Here is a 20,050-nt window from a genome sequence, read left to right as displayed (position 1 = left end):
GGCAAAGGAAGCGGATATGTGTGCAGCAAGCGATAGCCGTACTGGACTCCGGAGTCGGAGGATTAACTGTTGTAAAAGAAGTCATGAGACAGCTGCCGCATGAAAAAGTCATATATTTTGGAGATACGGCCAGGAGCCCTTACGGTCCCCGACCTGCTATTGAAGTTCGACATTTTACTCGTCAAATCGTAGACTACTTACTTCAATTTAATCCCAAAATGATTGTGATTGCCTGTAATACGGCGACCGCGGTCGCGATAGAAGACATACGTGCGCGTGTCTCGATTCCTGTCGTAGGAGTCATTTCCCCAGGAGCAAGAGCAGCGATCAAAATGACACGAAGCGGAATGGTTGGTGTTATTGGCACAGATGGGACGATACGTAGTCAAGCATATGAAACGGCATTGAAGCAGATTTCACCTGATATTCATGTCTATAGTGAGGCGTGTCCGTTACTCGCTCCATTTGTTGAAAGAGGTCTTTTTAGTACGGAAAGTGCGCATACAATCGTGGAGCAATCCCTGAACCCTTTGAAAGGAAAGCCGATCGATTGCTTAATTCTTGGCTGTACCCATTATCCTTTTCTTATGGATTCCATTTCTCGCGTTATGGGTCCTGAAGTGAATTTAATTTCTTCTGCGGAAGAGACGGCCAGAGATATAAGTACAATTCTTTCTCAGAGAGGTATGCAATCAAAATCCTATGAAATGCCAATTCATCAGTTTTTCTGCAGTGGCGCGCCACCCGTTTTCCGGCAGATTGCAGAGAGCTGGCTCAAGGAATATATTCCGTTCATGCCTGTCGTGTGGCAGGTGCCTACTATTATTTGAGCAACACGAATAGACCCCTTGGGGTCTATTTTTATTTCGCTCCCCATAACTGAGATGCCGCATGATTCCTGCAACTGAGGCATAAGCATAGCCATACGAAAGTAGTAGAAGGCTGTGAGGTGGTCGTGTGTTAGGTTACGGGTATGAGACATTGAACGAGGAGCTGAATCGTTTAGGCAAAATATATCCTTTTGTACAGATGGCGTGTATCGGCCAAAGTGTGATGGGCAGGGATATTCCTGCGCTTCGTATCGGACACGGTTCGAAGGAAATTCATTTCAATGCCGCTATGCACGCGAATGAATGGATAACGGCCCCTTTGCTGATGCAATTTGTTGAAGACCTTGCCTGCGCCTATGCAAGAGGGACAGCATGGCAGGGCCGCAATGTGAGACGTATTTTGTCGGAGTATTCTTTGTGGGTCGTACCGATGGTCAATCCAGATGGTGTTGATCTTGTGCTATATGGATTGCCTGAGGAGCATCCGCATCGAGAAGCATTGCTGGCATGGAACCAAGGGTCCTTGTCGTTCTTGAATTGGAAGTCGAATATACGTGGCGTGGATCTCAACGATCAATTCCCTGCTCATTGGGAGGAAGAAAAACTGAGAAGAGAACACGATGGGCCTGGCGAACGAGACTATGGGGGAGAAGCGCCATTATCAGAACCTGAAGCGGCCGCATTAGCTCATTTTACGGAGTGCCATGACTTTGAGCTTGTGATTGCTTTACATACACAGGGCAGAGAGATTTATTGGAATTACCGTGACTATGAACCTGCCGAGTCGGAAGCTCTTGCGGAACGTTTGGCTTTGGCTAGCCAGTATGAGGCTGTTAAGCTGACAGGCAGCGATGCAGGGTATAAGGATTGGTTCATCCAGCAATATCGGCGCCCCGGTTTCACTGTCGAGGTTGGGTTCGGTGTTAATCCATTGCCAGTTGAAACGTTCGCATTACTTTATGAGGAAGTCGTTCCTATTCTTTTGACAGCGTTAGAGTTATAAGGACTGAGACAAGTTAGGTCAACTTGTGCGCTCTCGCCACGAACCGATCAGCCCAGACTTCATATACTGAAGGAAGGAAGCTGTAGGGGAGGCGTGAACATGGCACCACCTAAAGGTAAAGGTAAGGTTGTTAAGAAGAAAAAGGACCTCTCATCTCGTGCTCAGTACACGATGAGGATGGTTGAATCGGCTACGTGTTCGGTGTGCAAAACACCTTGCGCTAGAGGCATGCGTTACTTAGAAATGATGTCACAACCTGGTGCTATTGGCAGAGGTGTGCCGTGCATTTTAACGCGTAGGAAAATCAATTAAGCAGGATCCGCCCTGGAGTAGAGGGGGCGGATTTTTTTGTGATGGGGGAAGTCTCGCCCGCCGCGCTCGCCAGCGGAAACCGCAGCATTTAAGGCCCAGAAAGGGCCTTAAAGTCAGGCTCACCGCGCTCGCCAGCGGAAACCGCAGCATTTAAGGCCCAGAAAGGGCCTAAAAGTCAGGCTCGCCGCGCTGGCCAGCGGAAACCGCAGCATTTAAGGCCCAGAAAGGGCCTAAAAGTCAGGCTCGCCGCGCTCGCCAGCGGAAACCGCAGACTTTAAGACCCCAAAAGGGCCCAAAGTCTGCGCCACCCCTCCGCCAAAAATAAAAAGCCCCGCGAGTTATCTCGCGAGGCCACTAAGTATGGATTAATGGTTAGGTGTGAGTAGTTTATCTGCAATGGATTGTTTAAGCTTTTTGATTGCATCTGTTTCTACTTTTTGGTTCAGGGCAAATTTGGTGCCAGTGAGTGCAAGCGCTTCCTTGACTGTCATTTCAACACGAATAATTTCTTCGCCATGCGGAATTTGTAACATTTTTCATCACTCCTATGTCAGCTTTTAAAAGCGGAAACCTTGATTCTACGCACTTTTAATATAACACATCATGTTAGGTTAAGCAAGAGCAATTCGTGCCTATTTTCAAATATTTAGGAGGTGCTTGTCCGAGTAAATTCACTTGCGCAATAGCCTCAATTTGCCCAAATGCAGCAACATTTTTTCTGCCTGATGCAACACAAAAAGGACCGGATATGAACCACTATAAGCAGTGGTCATACCGGTCCTTGTTTAACACGCGTACTGATATTCTAACGGTAGCAACGCAATTCCATGATTTCTGCACGCTCACTACCATTCGTTGATGCTACGACAACTCGTAGACGATTCGTTGAGACCGCTTCTTTTAACTGGTGAACATGGTGACGAGTGTGATTGTTCGTTTGTTCAGCAACAGTCGTCCATGATTCTCCATCCCAAGCTTGGATCGTGTAATCTTTAACTAATTCAGGGATAATTTCGAATTCGGTACGATGATGATGCAAATTAATTAAATCCTCATTCACGTCATCATTGAACGTTACGTGCACTTCCCCAATGCTATGCGTCTCAGTCCAGCTAGCTTCAAGCCATTCCTCAGCACCGTTGCCTCCAGCGGAAGACCACAGATGCGGACTACCGTAAGGCCGTTTGTGGCCGTCAGCTGCTTTGCTAGCCGCATAAGCGGAAGTTGGTGCGAGAAGTCGGAAACAGAAAGGTTTCCGGTTGAAGTTTTTCGGACTCCAGTCGATGACCGGTTGATCAGGTTGCATATCCCCGAAGTCAGCAGTACTTGTCGTAACGGCATTGTTCTTGAAGGATAGAACGCCAGATTGCGGACGATCAGATAGATGCACCGCCAGAGCAGGGTTGCTCTTAAGTACGATGAACGCGTTCTGAGCGTGTGCAGGCTCCCAGTTTAATGCAGCCGTAACCCACTGCTTAGTTCCCTCAGCTACTGGCACCACAACGGACGCTATGAGCGCATGAGGGACATAATTCTGCGGCTTCCCTGTGTCCCATAGTTCGACAGTAAGTTCTGTTGCAGCAGTCGCATCAAGTAATAGCTCGATGCCATTAATAAACGGATCTACAGGCACTAGAAGCCCCACAGGAGTCTCCAATGGATAAACACCAGCCGATTGCTCCAAAGCCAGCTCTGTCAGCGTGCTGGAGGCTGTGAGCGTCGCGCTGCGAACAAGATCAGCCTCGTCGTTATTCACTACGCCGAGAATTGACGCATCTTGCCGCAGCAGCGTCTGCTGCAGCTCGTTCAGGTGCTCGCCGTGCAACTCACGCGGCGAAATACCTTTTTCCGCGCACAGGGCTGCACCTGTGCCCGCAGCTTCGCCAATGACAGCACATGTCGCCATGACACGTGTTGTCCCGAAAGCGACGTGGGACGCGCTAATATTGCGTCCAGCCATGAGCATATTCGACACATTGCTCGAATAAAGGGAACGGAACGGGATATGATAGGAACCATCCATATGCATATGTTTGGAGCCGCTTTCCGTCGAATACATGCCTTGCGGTGGATGCAAATCAATCGACCAGCCTCCGAAGGCAACGCGGTCCTCGAACTGCTCCTGCGCAATCACATCATTTTGATTGAGAACATAATCACCGACGAAACGGCGGTATTCCCTTTTACCTGGAATCGAACCAATCCATTCTAGCGTTAAATTCTCGCTGTCAAATTTCCCGGAGTTTTTGATGTAATTCCAGATGCCATAGATAACCGAGGAGAGCTCATCGCGAATACGCTCATTATCATGAACGGTATCGTGTTCTCCGCCCCATTCAATCCACCAGTAAGCGCACCCATTATCGCCGCTGCGAATGACTCGCTTCATGGGAATCGACGTTTGTGTAATATCTTTTGCGAAGCTTGGTGCTATATATTTGACTGGACGGCCAGCATCTTTGGTGTAGAAGAGAAGCGTGCTTCCAAGTGTGATATCATCCGGGACAAGAGGTGCCCACTCCTCGTTAAATTCATGTTGAGCTTCGCGGCCAATACGGAATTTAGCGCCAGCTAGGAAACCAACGAGACCGTCTCCTGTACAATCGAGAAACACACGACTCTCGAAACGAATTCTGCGTTCAGAACCCATCATCCAACCTGTGACTGCTTGAATGGTACGATTATTATCGTCACCTGAGGCATCGACCTCGTGCACATCTGTATTTAAGAATAAAGTAATATTTGGCTCCGCTTTCACTTTCTCAAGGACAATTAAATCCCAGATGTAAGGGTTGCCATCGATATTGCGATATTGGTTTTCTACAAAAAGTTCACCCATGATGCCAGTTTCGCGAGCATTGCGGTGGACACCATGTGAAGTGGCGCCACATACCCATACACGTACTTCGCTGCTAGCATTACCGCCAAGCACCGGACGATTTTGAACCAGAGAAACAGTTTGACCTAATCGTGCTGCAGCAACTGCTGCACAAACGCCTGCCAAGCCACCGCCAACGACTGTGATATCAGATGTAACGATTTCATGCTTCATTATGAGCACCTCACTAGTATTTAGAATATCCATGCTTTCATTGTAAAATAGGTGATATCCTTTTAACATACAGTGAGTTACAATTGGCATATACTTTATTTCACTTGATTGGAGAGTGTGATATGGCCTATCGCGATCCAGCCTTGAAACTCTTATCTCATGTGTACTGGCATCAGAAAAAAGAGTTTATGTTTGAGCGTGATGACTACCCTTGCTGGACATTGTTTGCGGTGGAGGAGGGGAGCTTCTTCTATGAAATTCGTGCGGAGCAGGGGGAGGCTAGACTAGGCGATCTTGTGCTTTGTCCACCTCGTACTGTGTTTCGTAGAAAAACATTGGAGCCGCTGACTTTTCATTTTTTACAGTTTATAGGGGAGCCCCAGATGGAACATGAAGCGGCCTGGAAGGGAAAGCTGTCCGTACAAGATCTACCGCGCCTGACATCCAGTTATCGCTACTTGCGAACGTTACAAGGCTGGGATGAAGAGAGCACAGCGCACAAGCTGTACCTTGTGAATGATCTCATGCGAATGGTGCATATGGACAAGCTGATCGAGGAGAGTCCTCCAGCCACCATCATGGATGAACAGATGGACGAAGCGCGGAGCTTTCTGACGGATCATGCATTTGGAAATCTGTCCATGTTGGAGTTAGCCACTTCTTTGGGACTGACGCCTGTTCAATTTACCCGTAGATTTCGAAAAGCATTTGGCCAAACACCGACCGAATTTATTAACGATTTGCGCCTTACGCGTGCGAAACATCTTTTAGAAAATACGACATTCACCATGGACATGATTGCTACCCAATGTGGGTATGAAAATGGCTTCTACTTGAGCCGTGTATTTACACAAAAAATCGGCAAAGCACCCTCCTTGTATCGCAGCATGCATCGGGTGTAGATTGTGCGGTTGACGGATTGGCACTTACTGGCTTTGGGTGTTGGAAAGTGGTTGGTTTGCGGTTGGTTTCTGGCTTGCGAACGCATGGCGGTGACTGGCAATTCGTGTTTAGATGTATAAACTACATCTAATTTGCTCGAATCTGACCTGATTTCATGATTACATGGAAAAAATACATCTATTTTTTATAATATTTGAAGAAACGAGCAAATCGAAGGAATTTAACTTCAGGAAATACAGTTAATCTTTCGGATTCGAGAAATCCGCTTCAAATAGATGGAGAAAATCCAGTTAGATCGCGGGAAGTAGAGGAAGCCGGTTCGATACACCAAGGTCATCAACAAAAGAAGAGGCTGATCCAAAAGTCAAATTGACTTTTGGATCAGCCTCTTCTTTTAATTTCCGGTATACGGCAGTTTTCCTTCTGTGTATTCGTTCTCAGGCTTGCGAATCCAACGCTGTAAATATCCTTGCGTATGTAAGGCCTTAATCAGAATGATAAGTACGGGCGAGAGAATAACGCCAGCCACACCGAAGAGGGATAGCGATACAATCATGAAGGCTAAGGTTGTAAATGCGGATACGCCTAAGGATTCCCCTGTGATTTTGGGCTCCATAATCTGTCTAACGAGAATAACGACAAGAAGCAAGGCGCTAAGCCAAATGGCTAATGTGGTATTCCCGACGATAAATAGATAGATTATCCAAGGTATGAACAAGGTTGATACACCGAGCAAGGGCAAGACATCGAATACCGCGGAAAGCAGCGCGATAGAGAAGGCATTATTCACATTGAGCACAAGCAAAGCAATGAAAACAACGATAAAAGTCAATGTGATAAGCTTCGCTTGTGCTTTTACATAAGAAACAATTCCTTTAACTACGTTCTCTTTTAGAAAAAAGAAGGCGGATTTAAAGGTATTTGGTGTTTGTTCATTGGCAATCCGTTTCCAAGATTCAATTTCGATGCTTAAGAAGTATGCGAGAATGATGCCGACGATGAAATTGAACATGAACGTGGAGAAGGAAGTCAGGGAAGCAACCAATCCGGATAAAAAGGCAACAAGGAAGGTGGACGCTTTTCCTGCAAATTGCCCTGCATAATCTTTGGCTTTGCCCGTCACATCATCAGGCATGGCTTGGAAGCGATCGTTTAGTTCAGCAATCCGATGGATGATCTGGTCATTAAAAATCGCTGCGTAGTCATCGATTTTATCTACAAGACTCATGATCTGACTGGTGAAAATGACGACAGCCCCTGCTAATGCCCCTAGAATGATAAGGACGAACACCAAGGTTGATATCGCGGAAGCTAACGATTTGCTCATCCCTTTACGGTTCAAGAAACGAGCAAGCGGCTCGATCATCATGAAAATGATTAAAGCCAGAAAAATTGGCGTGGCGATGGCGTACAAATAACTGAATAGTAGCATGAATAAGTAGACGGTTAATGCGATGAGCCCAATGTCAAATACCGTTCGCCAATATTTCTTGTAAAAAGACAGCATCCCTGTTCCTCCAGATCATTATTGTTCAGTTAGAATAATCGGTCCATTGCTTGTAATCGCAATCGTATGCTCGTACTGTGCAGATAAGCTGCCGTCGTACGTTCTAGCTGTCCATCCATCTTGGTCTACTTTGGAATGAAATTTACCCACATTAAGCATCGGTTCGATGGTGAAAACCATGCCTTCCTTAATGCGCGGCCCTTTGCCAGCAGGTCCATAGTGAGGCACTTGAGGTTCTTCGTGCATCTCGGAACCAATACCGTGACCGATGAAATCTCTAACAACGGAGAAGCCTTGTGACTCCGCATAGACTTGAATAGCGTGAGAAACATCCCCAATGCGGTTACCTACCACGGCTTTTTCAATCCCTTTGTAGAGGGATTCCTTCGTAACTTGAAGTAATTTTTCAGCAACTGGGGAAATATTACCGACGGCGTAGGACCAAGCGGAATCAGCTAACCAGCCATCAATGCGCACTACCATATCTATCGTCACGATGTCGCCATCATTTAATGGTTCTTTCTTCGGAAAGCCATGACAAATAACATCATTCACGGATGCACAGGTTGCATACGGATAGCCATGATAGCCTTTCTGCTCAGGAGTTGCACCATGTTTGGCTAGAAAGCCTTCAACGAATTGATCGATTTCCCAAGAAGTAATCCCTGGTCGAATCATTTTCGCGATTTCTTTATGGCAATCAGCCAGGATGCGGCCTGCTTTCCCCATGGCTTCTATTTGTTCTTTTGATTTAATTGTAATCATCAAGTTCCTCTCCTCTTCGTAGTCCCTAATTGTTCATTATGTCCATTTTGCTGACCAAAGCTTCATCTCTTTAATAATTTGATGCAGATCCTGCCCTTTTGGTGTCAACGTGTACTCGACAGTAACAGGAACCGTAGGGAACGCCATACGCTCCAGAACCCCATGTTCTTCAAGGTGGCGCAAAATATCCGTGAGGGATTTGGGACTGATGCCCGTAATTTGACGCTGCAGCTCTCCAAAACGCTTCGTGCCGCAAAACAATTCTCGAAGCACAAGAAATGCCCATTTCCCGCCAATAACTTCTAGTGTTCGTTCGACGGAACATTCGATTTCTTTAGGGATTTTAGGGATATAATTGCTAGTTGAGGCGACTTTTTCATTTTCTAGCGTTGACATGAGATCGCTTCCTTTCATCAAAGTCGTGTCGGTTACTTACGTTAAGGTTAGTAAGTTAACATTTTGTAATAAGGGATGAATACTCATACTACTATGTATTTTAAAGTTCCTTATGAAATTTGGCAATAGAAGGGCAGAATAGGACAAGGTTGATTTCATGCTCTAGATTCTTTACAATAGAGTTAAAATTTATTGTTTCAGGAGATGTGTACATATGAAAGTCAAAATTTCTCGTAATGCAGCAAAGGTACTTCAATTGGAGCTTAATAAAGAAGAAAACAAAGATTTGTTGGTTCGTGTACAAGTGACGCATAAGCATGGTGATCATGCTCACTATGGTTTGGGTCTTGATGATAAAACAGCAAATGATGTTGTAGTAAACACGGATAAAGGCATTGATGTTTTGCTGGATCAAACAGAACCGCTTCTAGACGGTATTCGTATTGACTACTTCTACACACCAGAAGAAGGTTTCATGATTACGAACCCAAGCAAGGGGAACCACGGAGATCACTAATGCGGAATGATATTCGCATTTGTGATAAATGCAAACACATGAAGGTGAAATCAGCGCTTGCCAAAATAAGTGCGATTGCACCGGATACAGAAGTCAAGGTTGCGTGTAAGTCGTATTGCGGTCCATGTTCACGGTTCGCATTTATCTTTATTAATGGCCGCTACATTACAGGCGCAACGGAAGACGAAGCCATCGAGAAAGCAAAGAAATACGTCAAATAACCAAAAAGCATCCGTCCAATTGGACAGGATGCTTTTTTTATATCTCTTAGAGCAGTTTACGCATGAACAGGGGACTTCTCAAGGAGTTTCTGAATTTGCTTTTCGATTTTGCGCGGCGTCGTTGTTGGGGAAAAGCGTTTGATTACATGGCCATCCTGATCCACGAGGAATTTAGTGAAATTCCATTTGATACCCGAGCCGAATAGACCCGATGCTTTGCTTTTCAGATAACGGTATAGCGGATGAGTTCCCGCACCATTGACCTCAATTTTGGAGAAAAGGGGGAAATTAACTCCGAAATTAATCTGACAAGCCTGCTCAACCTGTGCATCATCACCAGGCTCCTGATCCTTGAATTGGTTACAGGGGAACCCTAGAACGCTGAAGCCTTGGTCTTTGTAGGTGTCATGGAGTTCTTGAAGCCCTTTGAATTGAGGTGCAAATCCGCATTTCGTTGCTGTATTTACAATGAGCAGGACTTGATTCTTATACGTTGAGAGGGATTTTTCTTCACCGCGGATCGTCTTCACTTGAAATTGGTGTACGCTCATTAGGTCACAACCTTCCGTTACTAGTATTTCACACAAATTAATTGTACACAATTTTAATTCGAATGAAAAGCTATTTTTTTACCAGATCTTTTAGCGCTCCTGATACCTCTGGAAAACGCCATTCGAATCCATTCTCCTGCAATACCCGCGGAATCACCTTCTGACCTTCCAAGAGCAACACAGAAAGTTCACCGAAAATCAACTTCATCAGGAAAGCCGGAACTGGAAACAGATTCGGTCTTCGCATAGCTTTCGCAATCTCGCGTCCGAAATCTTTATTGGTAACAGGTTGTGCAGTTGTAGCATTTACGGGACCTTCTATCGACGTATTCCGAATACAGAAATCGATCAGTCGAACCATATCTTCAATGTGAATCCACGATACCCATTGCCTGCCACTCCCGACAGTACCTCCGACGCCCATCTTGTATGGGAGAACCATTTTTGGGAAAGCACCTTCCTTATTATCCAAAACAAGTCCAACCCGAACCTTCACGAGGCGTGTTCCTTGAATAAGATCAGCGGCAGCCTCCCATTGCTTGACGACATCAGATAAGAAATCTGTACGTCGATGAGGACTTCGCTCGTCAAAGGTAGCCGTCTCCGAAATGCCGTAATAAGACATACCGGATGCGTTCACTACGACCTTAGGCTTTGGGTTCATATTGGCGACTAGCTTAGCTACATGTGCTGCAGCTTCCAAACGAGACTGAACAATCCGAGTCTTAGCTGCGGCTGTCCAACGTTGACTGATGGATTCTCCAGCCAAATTGACAATGGCATCGAGTCCATGAAGAAGGCTCGTATTTTTGTCTAACTCCTGCCATGTTATCGTTCTGACACCAGGAATCTGTTTCGATGATGAGCGTGATATATTAATAAGTTCGTGACCTTGTCCCAACCAGTATGTCATTAATCGTTTTCCAATAAAACCGCTGCCACCTGTAATCGCTATTTTCATTGCTAGCACCTCCATATCGCCATTATAAAACCTACACCCAATAAATACCATCTGTGTGAAGATGCATTAAAAAAGCGGAAGTTCCCAGTTCGAAATTACGACACAATCTGCGCTTTTCGTGTATAATTGAAATTCGGCGTCAATTAATTAACCCTTGGGTAATTCGTGTGTCAGCGAGAGGAGTCATCGTCTATGAATCGTATACGTTATTTTCTGCAATCCTATCATCCTATCGTACATACGCTACTCTTAGGTACGGTCATGGCTCGGGCTGCGTCCTCCATGAGTTTACCTTTCCTAGCCATTTATTTGGCCAAGCATTCAGATATGAGCCCAGGGCTCATTGGAATTGTCATTGGTATGGGCGCTTTAGCTGGTACATTCGGCGGGTTTGTCGGTGGCACTTTGTCTGACCGTTTTGGACGACGGGTGATCATGCTCGCGGCACTCTTTGGTTGGGGAGTCGTATTCCTGGGGTTCGGCGTCGTGAAATTACCAGTCCTATTTATGCTGCTTAATATGTTAAATGGTCTTTGCCGCTCGTTCTATGAGCCTGTGTCGCAAGCCTTAATGGCAGATCTTACAGAGCTATCCAAGAGGCGGCAGGTATTTTCACTTCGGTACATGGCCATTAACATCGGTGTGGCAGTAGGTCCATTACTGGGAGCCTTCTTTGCAACAATGAATGGTGCTTTGCCTTTCTTGCTAACGGGTATTATCTATTTAATTTATGGCATCACATTGTACGCTCTACTTATCAAGTTCGGCATTAAGAAAATTGAAGGCGAGAAGAAAGCGATTGTGACTTTCAGTTCTGCATGGGGAGTCATTCGTAAGGATGTGACCTTCCGTCTGTACATTGTCGGGGGCATTATTGGGGCAATTGGCTACTCTCAAGTTATGGTCACGTTGTCGCAGTACCTGCAGAGGGATTTTGCTGATGGTGTCAAAATGTTTGCGATTCTCATGAGCGCCAATGCCATTGTCGTTATTGTTATGCAGATACCGCTTGGGAAATGGGCGGAGAAGTATTCGCCATTAACAGCGATTGTCGTAGGGAATCTGATGTTCGCTTTAGGGGATGTCGGTTTTGCTTTCTCACACACACTCATTTGGCTCATTATTTCAATGGCTATTTTCACATTCGGTGAAATTCTAAATTATCCAGCAGCGAACATGTTAATCGATAAGCTTGCGCCGGAAAATATGCGTGGAACTTACTACGGTGCTCAAACGTTAACGAACCTCGGTCATTTTATGGGGCCATGGATTGGCGGTTTCTTACTGGTGTCCTATGGAGGTCAAACGCTCTTCCTTGCAATCGCAATTTTATCTTTGCTGGGGTCCATTTTCTATTGGAAAGGCACAAAACGTCATAATTCGGTAAAAATATCGTCGAAAATGCAAACATTTTGATGGATTTCGTAAAAATAGTTCCTCCGAACTATTCGAATTCAAATCGTCATCCCTTATCCTTGAGAGTATAGGATGTCTCGTGTTATCGCTTCATCTAATTAGTTTCTGTACGTCATCTCGATAAAGGCAAAGCTGGCGAAAGCCAGCGACGCAAAGCTACAGGGGCTTTACTTCTCCTGAAAAGGACAAGCAGCCAGCCAGCCGCCGAACGATTGGGAATTCACATTAGAACCCCTCTAGTCGGTTCACTACGGTGGGGTTTTTTCTCTGTCATAGCGAAGCAAATGAAAACCAATGGAACAAGTTGAACAAAGGAGGCCCTAGCGGCATGAAATCGGAAGAGCAATTGCAGGAGGAACAAAAAGTAACATCATTATGCGGTAACCATGTTGCACGTTTGGTGCCATCCACGGATGGACCTAAACTCATGATTAACCGAGAAGAATATGCCTTGAACGAAGCTTGTTGGGATGTCGAAATGTTTCATGGAAGAAACAATAGCATTCTCATTTTCTACTGGAAAGGCGAAGTTAAGCTGTCAGTGAAAATGCCCCCAATGGCTCAAATCGAAGGTTTTTTAACTAGACTATTTCAATGCCTGTCCTCCAAATTGAGAGCGGTTCAACCTATCTAGGTGAATCGTTCTTTTTTTTGTTCATTTCAAAATGAAGACATGAGGATGGCAAGTGATTTTCTCATTGTCACATATCGACACTAGCTGATATAATATGATCATCATAATTCGTAGTTCTTAAGAACTATCTCAAAAGGGGATGCATGGCATGAGATTGATCACACGTTCCGATTTCGATGGTTTAGTATGCGCGATGCTCTTCAAACAATTAAACATGGTGGATGAAATGAAGTTCGTCCATCCCAAAGATATGCAGGACGGTCTTATTGAAGTGAATGAGCAGGATATTTTGGCCAATGTGCCGTATGTCCCAGGCTGCGGATTATGGTTTGATCATCATACAAGTGAGCTGACACGGTTAGGTGAATCCGTAACGTTTAAAGGCGAAACGCGGATCGCGCCAAGCGCTGCGCGGGTAGTCTATGATTACTATGGTGGCAAAGAAACTTTCGGAGATATTGACGATATTATGCAAGGTGTGGACAAGGCAGACTCTGCTCAGTTCAGCAAAGAAGATATTTTGAACCCGAGCGGTTGGGATTTACTTTCTTTTATTATGGATGCTCGTACAGGACTTGGACGTTATCGGGATTATCGGATCAGCAATTATCAGTTAATGGAGGATCTTGTTGCTCATTGTGCCACGAAAACCATAAGCGAAATTATGGAGCTGCCAGATGTTAAGGAACGTGTATCTCGTTATCATGAGTTGGATGCTTTGTATAGGGACATGCTGCAGACATACACACGGGTAGAAGGCAATGTGATTATTACGGACCTTCGTGATGTCGAGACGATCTATCCAGGCAATCGTTTTATGGTTTATGCGCTCTATCCAGAGCAAAACACATCTATTTGGATCGTAGATGGCCGAAACAAACAAAACTGTGTATTCGCGTGTGGTCACAGTATTGTTAATCGCACAGCGCAAACGAATATTGGTGAGTTGATGCTTCAAAATGGCGGTGGCGGACATCACGCTGCAGGTACTTGCCAAGTAGCCTATGCGGAAGCGAATGAAGTACTACATAAAATTGTTGAAACCATGCAAGCCGCAGGGTAAAATAAGTGAACAAGCCGCAGGATGGGTGCAGCCCAGCATGCGGTTTTTCTATGTAGAGAGGTAGGGTCACAATGGATTTTAAACAAATACATCACGTTGCCATTATCTGTTCGAATTACGAACAATCCAAACATTTTTATGTGAACATATTGGGTCTCACGATCATTCAGGAAACGTATCGCGCTGAAAGAGACTCGTATAAATTAGATTTGCGTATTGGGCAAACAGAGCAAGAAATTGAATTGTTCTCGTTTCCGAATCCACCGTTGCGTGTGAACCAACCAGAAGCGCGGGGCTTGCGGCATTTGGCTTTTGTTGTTACGAATATGGAGCTCAGTGTGCAAGAACTCGAAGCGAAAGGGATCCTAGTTGAGCCTGTTCGCGTGGATCCAATCACGGGGAATCGGTACACATTTTTCGCCGATCCGGATGGGCTGCCTTTGGAGTTGGTGGAGTTTGTGGAGTAGTGGATGATGGGAGAGGACGGGGCAGCGGGAGTAAGCCTGAACACCAAACCTAACGGACAGCCTATGTCTGTTAGCTTGGCGTGGGACTTCTCACTTGCAGTAGCATCACTATAATAGTCAGCGTATCGAAGGCGTTATACTTCATTCAGCGCTGTACGCAACGCAAAACAGAGGCAGCTAAGACTTCAATGCTAAGTCTTAGCTGCCTCTGTTTCATTATGCAGTGCTATCTATCCGATCTACGAGGAGGAAAGGGTCCAAGATACTGGAACAAATTACATTCGATCCGTCCGTTGAACAGCTTGCGCTTTTTATCGGCGCGGCGGTTCATATAATGCTCAAGTTGTGTACTTGGGCTTAAGATGAACATGCTCCACGATGGCATCGGTCGCGTTAATGCACCGAGCTCGCGCAGCGCCAGCTCGACATCCGGTGCTTCACCAAGCCGCTCGCCGTACGGCGGGTTGGTGATCAAGCAGCCATAATCGCCGCGCGGGCGCGCTTTGGCGATAGGCTCAACCTTCAGCTGGAACTGCTTCGTCAGTCCAGCTGCCTTGGCGGCCGCCTCTGCCACTTCGATGGCAGCAGGATCAATATCGCTGCCGACGATGTGGAGCGGCACGTTGTCTTTTACCGCGTCGAAGGCTTCGTCGCGGGCTTTGTCCCACAGCTTGCGGGGAATATTCCCCCAAGATTCACTAGGGAAGCTGCGCCGCAGGCCTGGCGCAATGTTCCAGCCGATCATCGCGGCCTCGATCGGGATCGTGCCCGACCCGCAGAACGGGTCGTAGAGCGGCCGCTCTACGCTCCAACGGCTCAGCAAGATCATAGCTGCCGCCATCGTTTCCTTTAACGGCGCTTCGGTCACGAGCTTGCGATAGCCGCGCTTGTGCAAGCTAGGTCCGGTCGTGTCAATTGTGAGTGTCGCGATATCGTTCAAAAGCGCGACTTCGATCACGTAGCGTGCCCCGTTCTCGGGGAACCACTCGGTCCCGTAGCGAAGCTTCATTTTCTCGACGACAGCTTTCTTGGCGATCCCTTGGCAAGCAGGAACGCTGGACAGCTGTGACTTATGGGAACGACCCTCTACAGGGAATTCGGCATCGTTCGGAATCCAATCTGGCCAAGCGAGAGCTTTGGTGCCTTCGAATAGTTCATCGAAGGTAGTTGCTTTGAATTGCCCCATAAGTACGAGGACACGATCTGCGGTACGCAGCCAGAGATTGGTGCGGCAGATCGCTAATTCGTCACCAAAGAAACGGACACGTCCATTCTCGACGGTCAATTCCTCGTAGCCGAGATCACGGATTTCGCGGGCGACGATTGCCTCAAGTCCCATCGGGCAAGTGGCGATTAGTTCAATTTTTTGTGGCATAGGTATAGTCCTTCCATCCGGGTTGTACAACGCTCAGAAAACTCATACAATTAACAAGTATAGGACAAATAGGTTACACTTACAAACGCGTATCGGAAAGATCATGCGAATGATGCGAATTTAGGAGGACAAATACATGGAAACCATCACAGCTGAAAGCTATATGGAAGGTTTATACGAGGAAGATGCCGTTCTAACCAAGGTGAAAGAAGTCATTGTTGCTCACAATATGCCTGAGATCTCAATCGCGCCAGGATATGGCAGACTATTAACGATGATGGTAACGATGATCGGTGCGAAGCGGGTGTTAGAAATAGGGGCATTAGGCGGGTACAGCGGAATCTGTTTGGCACGTGGGTTAAAAGAGGGCGGTAAGCTCATTTCACTCGAGCTCAAACAGGATTTCGCCGATGTGGCGAAGCGCAACGTGACAGACGCAGGACTCGGTGAATTCGTAGAGTACCGAATTGGCGAAGCCCTCACTCACTTGAACGAATTGCTGGAGCAGGGGGAACGCTTTGATTTCTTCTTTATTGATGCGGACAAAGTGAATTATCCGAACTATTTGGAGCTCGCGATCAAGCTGGCGAATCCTGGTGCAATTATTGCAGGCGATAACACACTCATGCGTGGCAAAGTCGTTGATGAAAAGCAAACGAAGGCATCAGTTCAAGCGATGCGAACGTTTAATCAACGGATTGCAACAGATGAAAGGCTCGAAAGCACAATTCTTCCAGCGTATGACGGCTTAGCCTTAGCTCGGGTGAAATAGCTGAGATGACAAAAATAAGCGATCGGCTGCCATGGCAGTCTGTCGCTTTTTTTGGGTTGTTAGGAGGCTTTTTCCTTCGTATGTAAATCGGATTCGATCCTTGGGTTGTTTGGGATTTGTTGTGGAATGTGTGTTAATGGTGCCTTCGGCTGATTAGTAGGGCCGAGTTGGGTCGTTTGTTGTTTTTTAAAGCTCATTGTACTAAGGCTGTTCCAGTAAATGAACAGACACTCCGCACAAACGATAACAAGGATGATTCTACGCCAGTTTAGCTGCATTCATTACCATGCCTCACTTTCCATCATACCCCTATATTAGCATGTAGTGGAATTAATTTCCATATGTTTTCATCCAAAGGTAAAATCTTTTAGGCGTATATCAACTTCAGCTTATTCATCAAACTCCCAAATGGACCAAACCCGTCGTAATCTCCAACTCATATCGTCGACTATCCGGCATCTGAACCTCGTATGCCATCTGTACAGCTCGTTTGATATCATAAGGAACACGTATGAATTGGATACCAAACCCTGCTTGAACCGTGGGATCAGCCTCCCCCTCGATGATGCAATAGCACGCTTGAGGTATGCCGTCATAGGGGACGCCGACGCTCCCTACGTTGAACAGCAGCAACCCGCTGCGTTCACCATCACTTGCACTTACCTCAGAGTCGCCACCACTGCGTGTATCACTTCGCTCCTCATCACTCTCCCTCTTCTCTGAGGGATTACTCAACGTCAACATATAGGGGATATGTATATCCCCATAACCGACAATATCCGGCATCTTCCCTCCTGCAAGGGAGCCAGTCATCTCTGTATGTTCAAACATCGCTAATCGCTCGTTCTTAGAAGCTTCGCGCTTCAAACGATGAAAGACGCTTTGCGCGGATGCGTGGAACAATCGTATGTGCTTCCCGCTTAGGATCACATGGATCGCATAGGGCAGCTGCTTCAAATAAGCGAGTCGCTCATTACCCAGTGACTGCTGTTGCCACAAGCCAGCCGGCAGCTCCTGCGGAAGCGTAATGCCTAGATCCCAATTGCCTTGCACGACAGCTTCACAGGTTTGCTGAATGAGATCCACGACTTCGGCAGAGTTAGGACCTTTCCCAACGAGGTCGCCTAAGCAAAAAATACGTGTGATGCCTCTGCGCTCGATATCGTGAAGTACGGCCTCAAGAGCAGGCAGGTTCCCATGAATATCAGAAATAACAGCGATTCTTTCCATGTCATTCGTTCCCTTTCTTCCAAAAACCATGAATAGTTATGCTTCTGTTATAACACAAGGCAGACAATCTGAAAATGTGAGTCACCCTATTACCCAACGATGTCGACATCTGTTATAATTTGTAGGGGGAAAGGGGAATGTTTTCATTGGAATCCAGACAAGAACGTCACGGTAAATCGAAAAAAGATTCAAACCCAAGCAAAAAGCCTTCGCTTAAAGTTTTGGGTGGCTTCACAGTTGCAGCGATTGCTTGTTTCGCCGTTGGAATCGGGGCTTCCTATTTGACCTCCACTTCCAATAATGGGGAAGAAGACGGAACGGTATCAACACCGATGGCGGTTATTTCTCCCAAACCATCGTCCTCCACGTCGAGTGGCAGTTCGTCTGCTACAGCGAGTCCCAAAGCTTCTGCTGTCGTTACCCCATCTTCAACACCTACTAGTACGAACGCACCCGCTGTACAACCGGTAGGAACAGGCTCACAAGTGAAGTTAACGTTTGTGGGTGATGTGATCATGGCCTCCAAAGTGGAAGATATTTTGAAGCAAAAAGGTTTTGACTATCCGTATACGAATGTAAAAGACTACTTAACCAAAGCTGATTTTACTATTGCAAATTTGGAATCACCGATAACGACTAGAGGCAGTGTTCAAAGCAAGGAATACGTGTATCGCTCTTCACCCGAGGCGTTGCCTCCGCTTAAACAAGCAGGTGTGGATATTGTTAATTTAGCGAATAACCATGTGATGGATTATGGAACAGAAGGTTTGCTAGATACGATGAAGGCACTGGATCAACAAGGCATCAAACGTGTGGGTGCAGGTAAGGATAACACAGAAGCTTATCAACCCGTGATTGTGGAAAAAGATGGAATGAAAATTGCTGTTTTTGGTTTCAGCCGCGTCGTGCCTGAAGCTTCATGGAAAGCTGGTCCTGGACATCCAGGTGTTGCTGAAACGTATAGCTATAAGGTGCCAGTTGAAGCTATTGAAAAAGCGAAAGCATCCGCTGATCTGGTCGTTGTTGTGGCACACTGGGGTGTTGAACGCGATGACAATCCGGACAAAAACCAAAAAGAACTCGCGCATCGTTACATTGATGCAGGGGCAGATCTTATCATTGGCGGACATCCGCATGTCCTGCAAGGCTTTGAGCAATATAAGGGAAAGTGGATTGCCTATAGCTTAGGGAACTTCATTTTTACGACAAATGACACGCCGAAAACATGGGAAACGGTCATCTTGGAAGCTGCCTGCTCGAAGGATAAGTCTTGCAATATTCATCTGGTACCCATTTTGACCAAATTAGCATTGCCTACTCCGATGAATACGGAAGATGGGGAAAAGCTATTTCAACGATTAAGCAAGATTTCTATTGGGGCTGGGGTAGATGCCCAAGGAAATGTGATTAAGAAATAAGAGGAGTTCAACTACCATGACAATAACGGTCCGAAACATATATTGCGTTGGACGTAACTACCGCGCACATGCGGCAGAACTTGGAAATGATGTTCCTGATCAACCGATGATTTTCACGAAGCCTACACATGCCTTAGTACATATGGATGGCAGCGAGCTGACACTTCCTAATGATCAAGGTGAGATTCATTATGAGGCTGAACTGGTTGTACATATTGCTAAACCTTATACGGTAGGAATTAAAGTTGAGGAGATCGTAGATCAATACGCGCTTGGTATTGATTTTACACTCCGTGATGTTCAGAGTGTGATTAAGAAAAAGGGCCAACCATGGCTGCCTGCCAAAGGGTTTCTAAAGTCGGCGCCAGTTACCGATTTCCGTCCATTCCCAGGGGCTTCTGAGTTGACGAAGTCGAACTTCCAGCTCCTTCAGAATGAGCAGGTAGTTCAGGACGGCAACATCTCGAATATGATCTTTGATCTTCAAACCATCATCGATTACATTGCGAAGCACTATGGATTGGGTCCGGGGGACATCATTTTCACAGGGACGCCAGAAGGCGTAGGTCCTGTCAAGGATGGCGACCGTTTAGAGCTTCTCTGGGGAGAAGAACAATTCGGAGCTTCTAGTATTCGTATATAATCTAAAAGGGCAGT

The 20,050-nt window shown here is 46.2% G+C and carries 22 protein-coding genes and 1 riboswitch; of the genes, 13 read left to right on the top strand and 9 right to left on the bottom strand.

What is annotated here, in order from left to right; translation table 11 throughout:
• Nucleotides 1-20 precede the first annotated feature (20 nt).
• From racE to AC58QM_RS09050, 3 genes are all read left to right on the top strand, one after another.
• Nucleotides 21-830, top strand: coding sequence for a glutamate racemase (gene racE, locus AC58QM_RS09060; protein ID WP_497283196.1), 810 nt, complete (start codon nt 21-23; stop codon nt 828-830).
• A gap of 127 nt (nt 831-957) precedes the next feature.
• Nucleotides 958-1,833 carry a M14 family metallopeptidase gene (locus AC58QM_RS09055; RefSeq protein WP_497283194.1) on the top strand — a complete coding sequence of 292 codons (876 nt, stop codon included), beginning with the start codon at nt 958-960 and terminating at the stop codon, nt 1,831-1,833.
• 99 nt (nt 1,834-1,932) lie between these two features.
• Complete coding sequence (locus tag AC58QM_RS09050; protein ID WP_497283192.1) at nt 1,933-2,145, top strand: hypothetical protein; 213 nt, start codon at nt 1,933-1,935, stop codon at nt 2,143-2,145.
• 365 nt (nt 2,146-2,510) lie between these two features.
• Here the strand turns inward: AC58QM_RS09050 and AC58QM_RS09045 are convergent, their stop codons facing one another.
• Together AC58QM_RS09045 and AC58QM_RS09040 are read right to left on the bottom strand one after the other, a co-directional pair.
• On the bottom strand, nt 2,511-2,678 hold the full coding sequence (locus AC58QM_RS09045) for a hypothetical protein (RefSeq protein ID WP_310222385.1): 168 nt from the start codon (nt 2,676-2,678) through the stop codon (nt 2,511-2,513).
• A gap of 272 nt (nt 2,679-2,950) precedes the next feature.
• The gene (locus AC58QM_RS09040) at nt 2,951-5,197 is read right to left on the bottom strand and encodes an FAD-dependent oxidoreductase (protein WP_497283190.1); all 2,247 of its coding nucleotides are present in this window, start codon (nt 5,195-5,197) and stop codon (nt 2,951-2,953) included.
• A gap of 122 nt (nt 5,198-5,319) precedes the next feature.
• On the opposite strand from AC58QM_RS09040, the gene AC58QM_RS09035 reads away from it, so the two are divergent.
• The gene (locus AC58QM_RS09035) at nt 5,320-6,099 is read left to right on the top strand and encodes an AraC family transcriptional regulator (RefSeq protein WP_497283188.1); all 780 of its coding nucleotides are present in this window, start codon (nt 5,320-5,322) and stop codon (nt 6,097-6,099) included.
• Between the two features lie 395 nt (nt 6,100-6,494).
• On the opposite strand, the gene ytvI is transcribed toward AC58QM_RS09035, so the two are convergent.
• From ytvI to AC58QM_RS09020, 3 genes are read right to left on the bottom strand one after another with little or no spacing between them, the layout of a single operon-like run.
• Entirely contained in the window at nt 6,495-7,607 is a 1,113-nt protein-coding gene (ytvI, locus tag AC58QM_RS09030) for a sporulation integral membrane protein YtvI (protein ID WP_497283186.1), read from the bottom strand.
• An 18-nt stretch (nt 7,608-7,625) separates the two neighbouring features.
• Nucleotides 7,626-8,372 carry a type I methionyl aminopeptidase gene (gene map, locus AC58QM_RS09025; RefSeq protein ID WP_310222393.1) on the bottom strand — a complete coding sequence of 249 codons (747 nt, stop codon included), beginning with the start codon at nt 8,370-8,372 and terminating at the stop codon, nt 7,626-7,628.
• 36 nt (nt 8,373-8,408) lie between these two features.
• Nucleotides 8,409-8,768, bottom strand: coding sequence for a winged helix-turn-helix transcriptional regulator (locus AC58QM_RS09020; protein ID WP_310222395.1), 360 nt, complete (start codon nt 8,766-8,768; stop codon nt 8,409-8,411).
• Between the two features lie 214 nt (nt 8,769-8,982).
• Here AC58QM_RS09020 and AC58QM_RS09015 point away from each other — a divergent pair, with 214 nt between their 5' ends.
• Both AC58QM_RS09015 and AC58QM_RS09010 read left to right on the top strand, forming a co-directional pair.
• Nucleotides 8,983-9,285, top strand: coding sequence for an iron-sulfur cluster assembly accessory protein (locus tag AC58QM_RS09015; RefSeq protein WP_497283184.1), 303 nt, complete (start codon nt 8,983-8,985; stop codon nt 9,283-9,285).
• Entirely contained in the window at nt 9,285-9,506 is a 222-nt protein-coding gene (locus tag AC58QM_RS09010) for a YuzB family protein (protein ID WP_028556521.1), read from the top strand. The genes AC58QM_RS09015 and AC58QM_RS09010 overlap by 1 nt, the downstream gene beginning before the upstream one ends.
• A gap of 56 nt (nt 9,507-9,562) precedes the next feature.
• Here AC58QM_RS09010 and AC58QM_RS09005 read toward each other — a convergent pair whose 3' ends face one another.
• Entirely contained in the window at nt 9,563-10,057 is a 495-nt protein-coding gene (locus AC58QM_RS09005; protein ID WP_497283182.1) for a glutathione peroxidase, read from the bottom strand.
• A gap of 70 nt (nt 10,058-10,127) precedes the next feature.
• A complete protein-coding gene (locus AC58QM_RS09000) occupies nt 10,128-11,018 on the bottom strand; it encodes a TIGR01777 family oxidoreductase (protein ID WP_497283181.1) in 891 nt (296 codons plus the stop codon).
• A gap of 192 nt (nt 11,019-11,210) precedes the next feature.
• Here AC58QM_RS09000 and AC58QM_RS08995 point away from each other — a divergent pair, with 192 nt between their 5' ends.
• The 4 genes from AC58QM_RS08995 to gloA2 all read left to right on the top strand — a co-directional run bounded on the left by AC58QM_RS08995 (nt 11,211) and on the right by gloA2 (nt 14,598).
• The gene (locus tag AC58QM_RS08995; protein ID WP_497283179.1) at nt 11,211-12,434 is read left to right on the top strand and encodes an MDR family MFS transporter; all 1,224 of its coding nucleotides are present in this window, start codon (nt 11,211-11,213) and stop codon (nt 12,432-12,434) included.
• 115 nt (nt 12,435-12,549) lie between these two features.
• A riboswitch (cyclic di-GMP riboswitch) is annotated at nt 12,550-12,643 on the top strand.
• Nucleotides 12,644-12,762: 119 nt separating this feature from the next.
• A complete protein-coding gene (locus tag AC58QM_RS08990; protein ID WP_497283177.1) occupies nt 12,763-13,068 on the top strand; it encodes a hypothetical protein in 306 nt (101 codons plus the stop codon).
• A 148-nt stretch (nt 13,069-13,216) separates the two neighbouring features.
• The gene (locus tag AC58QM_RS08985; protein WP_497283175.1) at nt 13,217-14,131 is read left to right on the top strand and encodes an exopolyphosphatase; all 915 of its coding nucleotides are present in this window, start codon (nt 13,217-13,219) and stop codon (nt 14,129-14,131) included.
• Between the two features lie 71 nt (nt 14,132-14,202).
• Nucleotides 14,203-14,598 (top strand): SMU1112c/YaeR family gloxylase I-like metalloprotein, encoded by a 396-nt coding sequence (gene gloA2 / locus AC58QM_RS08980; protein WP_497283174.1) that lies wholly within the window; start codon nt 14,203-14,205, stop codon nt 14,596-14,598.
• 226 nt (nt 14,599-14,824) lie between these two features.
• On the opposite strand, the gene AC58QM_RS08975 is transcribed toward gloA2, so the two are convergent.
• Complete coding sequence (locus AC58QM_RS08975) at nt 14,825-15,973, bottom strand: THUMP domain-containing class I SAM-dependent RNA methyltransferase (protein ID WP_497283172.1); 1,149 nt, start codon at nt 15,971-15,973, stop codon at nt 14,825-14,827.
• Nucleotides 15,974-16,109: 136 nt separating this feature from the next.
• Between AC58QM_RS08975 and AC58QM_RS08970 the strand changes: the two genes are divergently transcribed.
• Nucleotides 16,110-16,745 carry an O-methyltransferase gene (locus AC58QM_RS08970; protein WP_497283170.1) on the top strand — a complete coding sequence of 212 codons (636 nt, stop codon included), beginning with the start codon at nt 16,110-16,112 and terminating at the stop codon, nt 16,743-16,745.
• Between the two features lie 396 nt (nt 16,746-17,141).
• Here AC58QM_RS08970 and AC58QM_RS08965 read toward each other — a convergent pair whose 3' ends face one another.
• Nucleotides 17,142-17,975, bottom strand: coding sequence for a metallophosphoesterase family protein (locus tag AC58QM_RS08965; RefSeq protein WP_497283629.1), 834 nt, complete (start codon nt 17,973-17,975; stop codon nt 17,142-17,144).
• A 137-nt stretch (nt 17,976-18,112) separates the two neighbouring features.
• Here AC58QM_RS08965 and AC58QM_RS08960 point away from each other — a divergent pair, with 137 nt between their 5' ends.
• Together AC58QM_RS08960 and AC58QM_RS08955 are read left to right on the top strand one after the other, a co-directional pair.
• The gene (locus AC58QM_RS08960; RefSeq protein WP_497283168.1) at nt 18,113-19,393 is read left to right on the top strand and encodes a CapA family protein; all 1,281 of its coding nucleotides are present in this window, start codon (nt 18,113-18,115) and stop codon (nt 19,391-19,393) included.
• Nucleotides 19,394-19,409: 16 nt separating this feature from the next.
• Nucleotides 19,410-20,036 (top strand): fumarylacetoacetate hydrolase family protein, encoded by a 627-nt coding sequence (locus tag AC58QM_RS08955; protein WP_497283166.1) that lies wholly within the window; start codon nt 19,410-19,412, stop codon nt 20,034-20,036.
• The last annotated feature ends 14 nt before the right edge of the window (nt 20,037-20,050 follow it).

This window comes from Paenibacillus sp. J22P165 (assembly GCF_059692015.1).
Note: the sequence above shows the minus strand (reverse complement) of the source record. Positions and strands in the feature narration are given on the sequence as shown.

Coding starts and splice junctions, on each gene's coding strand:
- AC58QM_RS09050 (WP_497283192.1), top strand. CDS start 1,933: ATGGCACCACCTAAAGGTAAAGGTAAGGTTGTTAAGAAGAAAAAGGAC.
- AC58QM_RS09045 (WP_310222385.1), bottom strand. CDS start 2,678: ATGTTACAAATTCCGCATGGCGAAGAAATTATTCGTGTTGAAATGACA.
- AC58QM_RS09040 (WP_497283190.1), bottom strand. CDS start 5,197: ATGAAGCATGAAATCGTTACATCTGATATCACAGTCGTTGGCGGTGGC.
- AC58QM_RS09035 (WP_497283188.1), top strand. CDS start 5,320: ATGGCCTATCGCGATCCAGCCTTGAAACTCTTATCTCATGTGTACTGG.
- ytvI (WP_497283186.1), bottom strand. CDS start 7,607: ATGCTGTCTTTTTACAAGAAATATTGGCGAACGGTATTTGACATTGGG.
- map (WP_310222393.1), bottom strand. CDS start 8,372: ATGATTACAATTAAATCAAAAGAACAAATAGAAGCCATGGGGAAAGCA.
- AC58QM_RS09020 (WP_310222395.1), bottom strand. CDS start 8,768: ATGTCAACGCTAGAAAATGAAAAAGTCGCCTCAACTAGCAATTATATC.
- AC58QM_RS09015 (WP_497283184.1), top strand. CDS start 8,983: ATGAAAGTCAAAATTTCTCGTAATGCAGCAAAGGTACTTCAATTGGAG.
- AC58QM_RS09010 (WP_028556521.1), top strand. CDS start 9,285: ATGCGGAATGATATTCGCATTTGTGATAAATGCAAACACATGAAGGTG.
- AC58QM_RS09005 (WP_497283182.1), bottom strand. CDS start 10,057: ATGAGCGTACACCAATTTCAAGTGAAGACGATCCGCGGTGAAGAAAAA.
- AC58QM_RS09000 (WP_497283181.1), bottom strand. CDS start 11,018: ATGAAAATAGCGATTACAGGTGGCAGCGGTTTTATTGGAAAACGATTA.
- AC58QM_RS08995 (WP_497283179.1), top strand. CDS start 11,211: ATGAATCGTATACGTTATTTTCTGCAATCCTATCATCCTATCGTACAT.
- AC58QM_RS08990 (WP_497283177.1), top strand. CDS start 12,763: ATGAAATCGGAAGAGCAATTGCAGGAGGAACAAAAAGTAACATCATTA.
- AC58QM_RS08985 (WP_497283175.1), top strand. CDS start 13,217: ATGAGATTGATCACACGTTCCGATTTCGATGGTTTAGTATGCGCGATG.
- gloA2 (WP_497283174.1), top strand. CDS start 14,203: ATGGATTTTAAACAAATACATCACGTTGCCATTATCTGTTCGAATTAC.
- AC58QM_RS08975 (WP_497283172.1), bottom strand. CDS start 15,973: ATGCCACAAAAAATTGAACTAATCGCCACTTGCCCGATGGGACTTGAG.
- AC58QM_RS08970 (WP_497283170.1), top strand. CDS start 16,110: ATGGAAACCATCACAGCTGAAAGCTATATGGAAGGTTTATACGAGGAA.
- AC58QM_RS08965 (WP_497283629.1), bottom strand. CDS start 17,975: ATGGAAAGAATCGCTGTTATTTCTGATATTCATGGGAACCTGCCTGCT.
- AC58QM_RS08960 (WP_497283168.1), top strand. CDS start 18,113: ATGTTTTCATTGGAATCCAGACAAGAACGTCACGGTAAATCGAAAAAA.
- AC58QM_RS08955 (WP_497283166.1), top strand. CDS start 19,410: ATGACAATAACGGTCCGAAACATATATTGCGTTGGACGTAACTACCGC.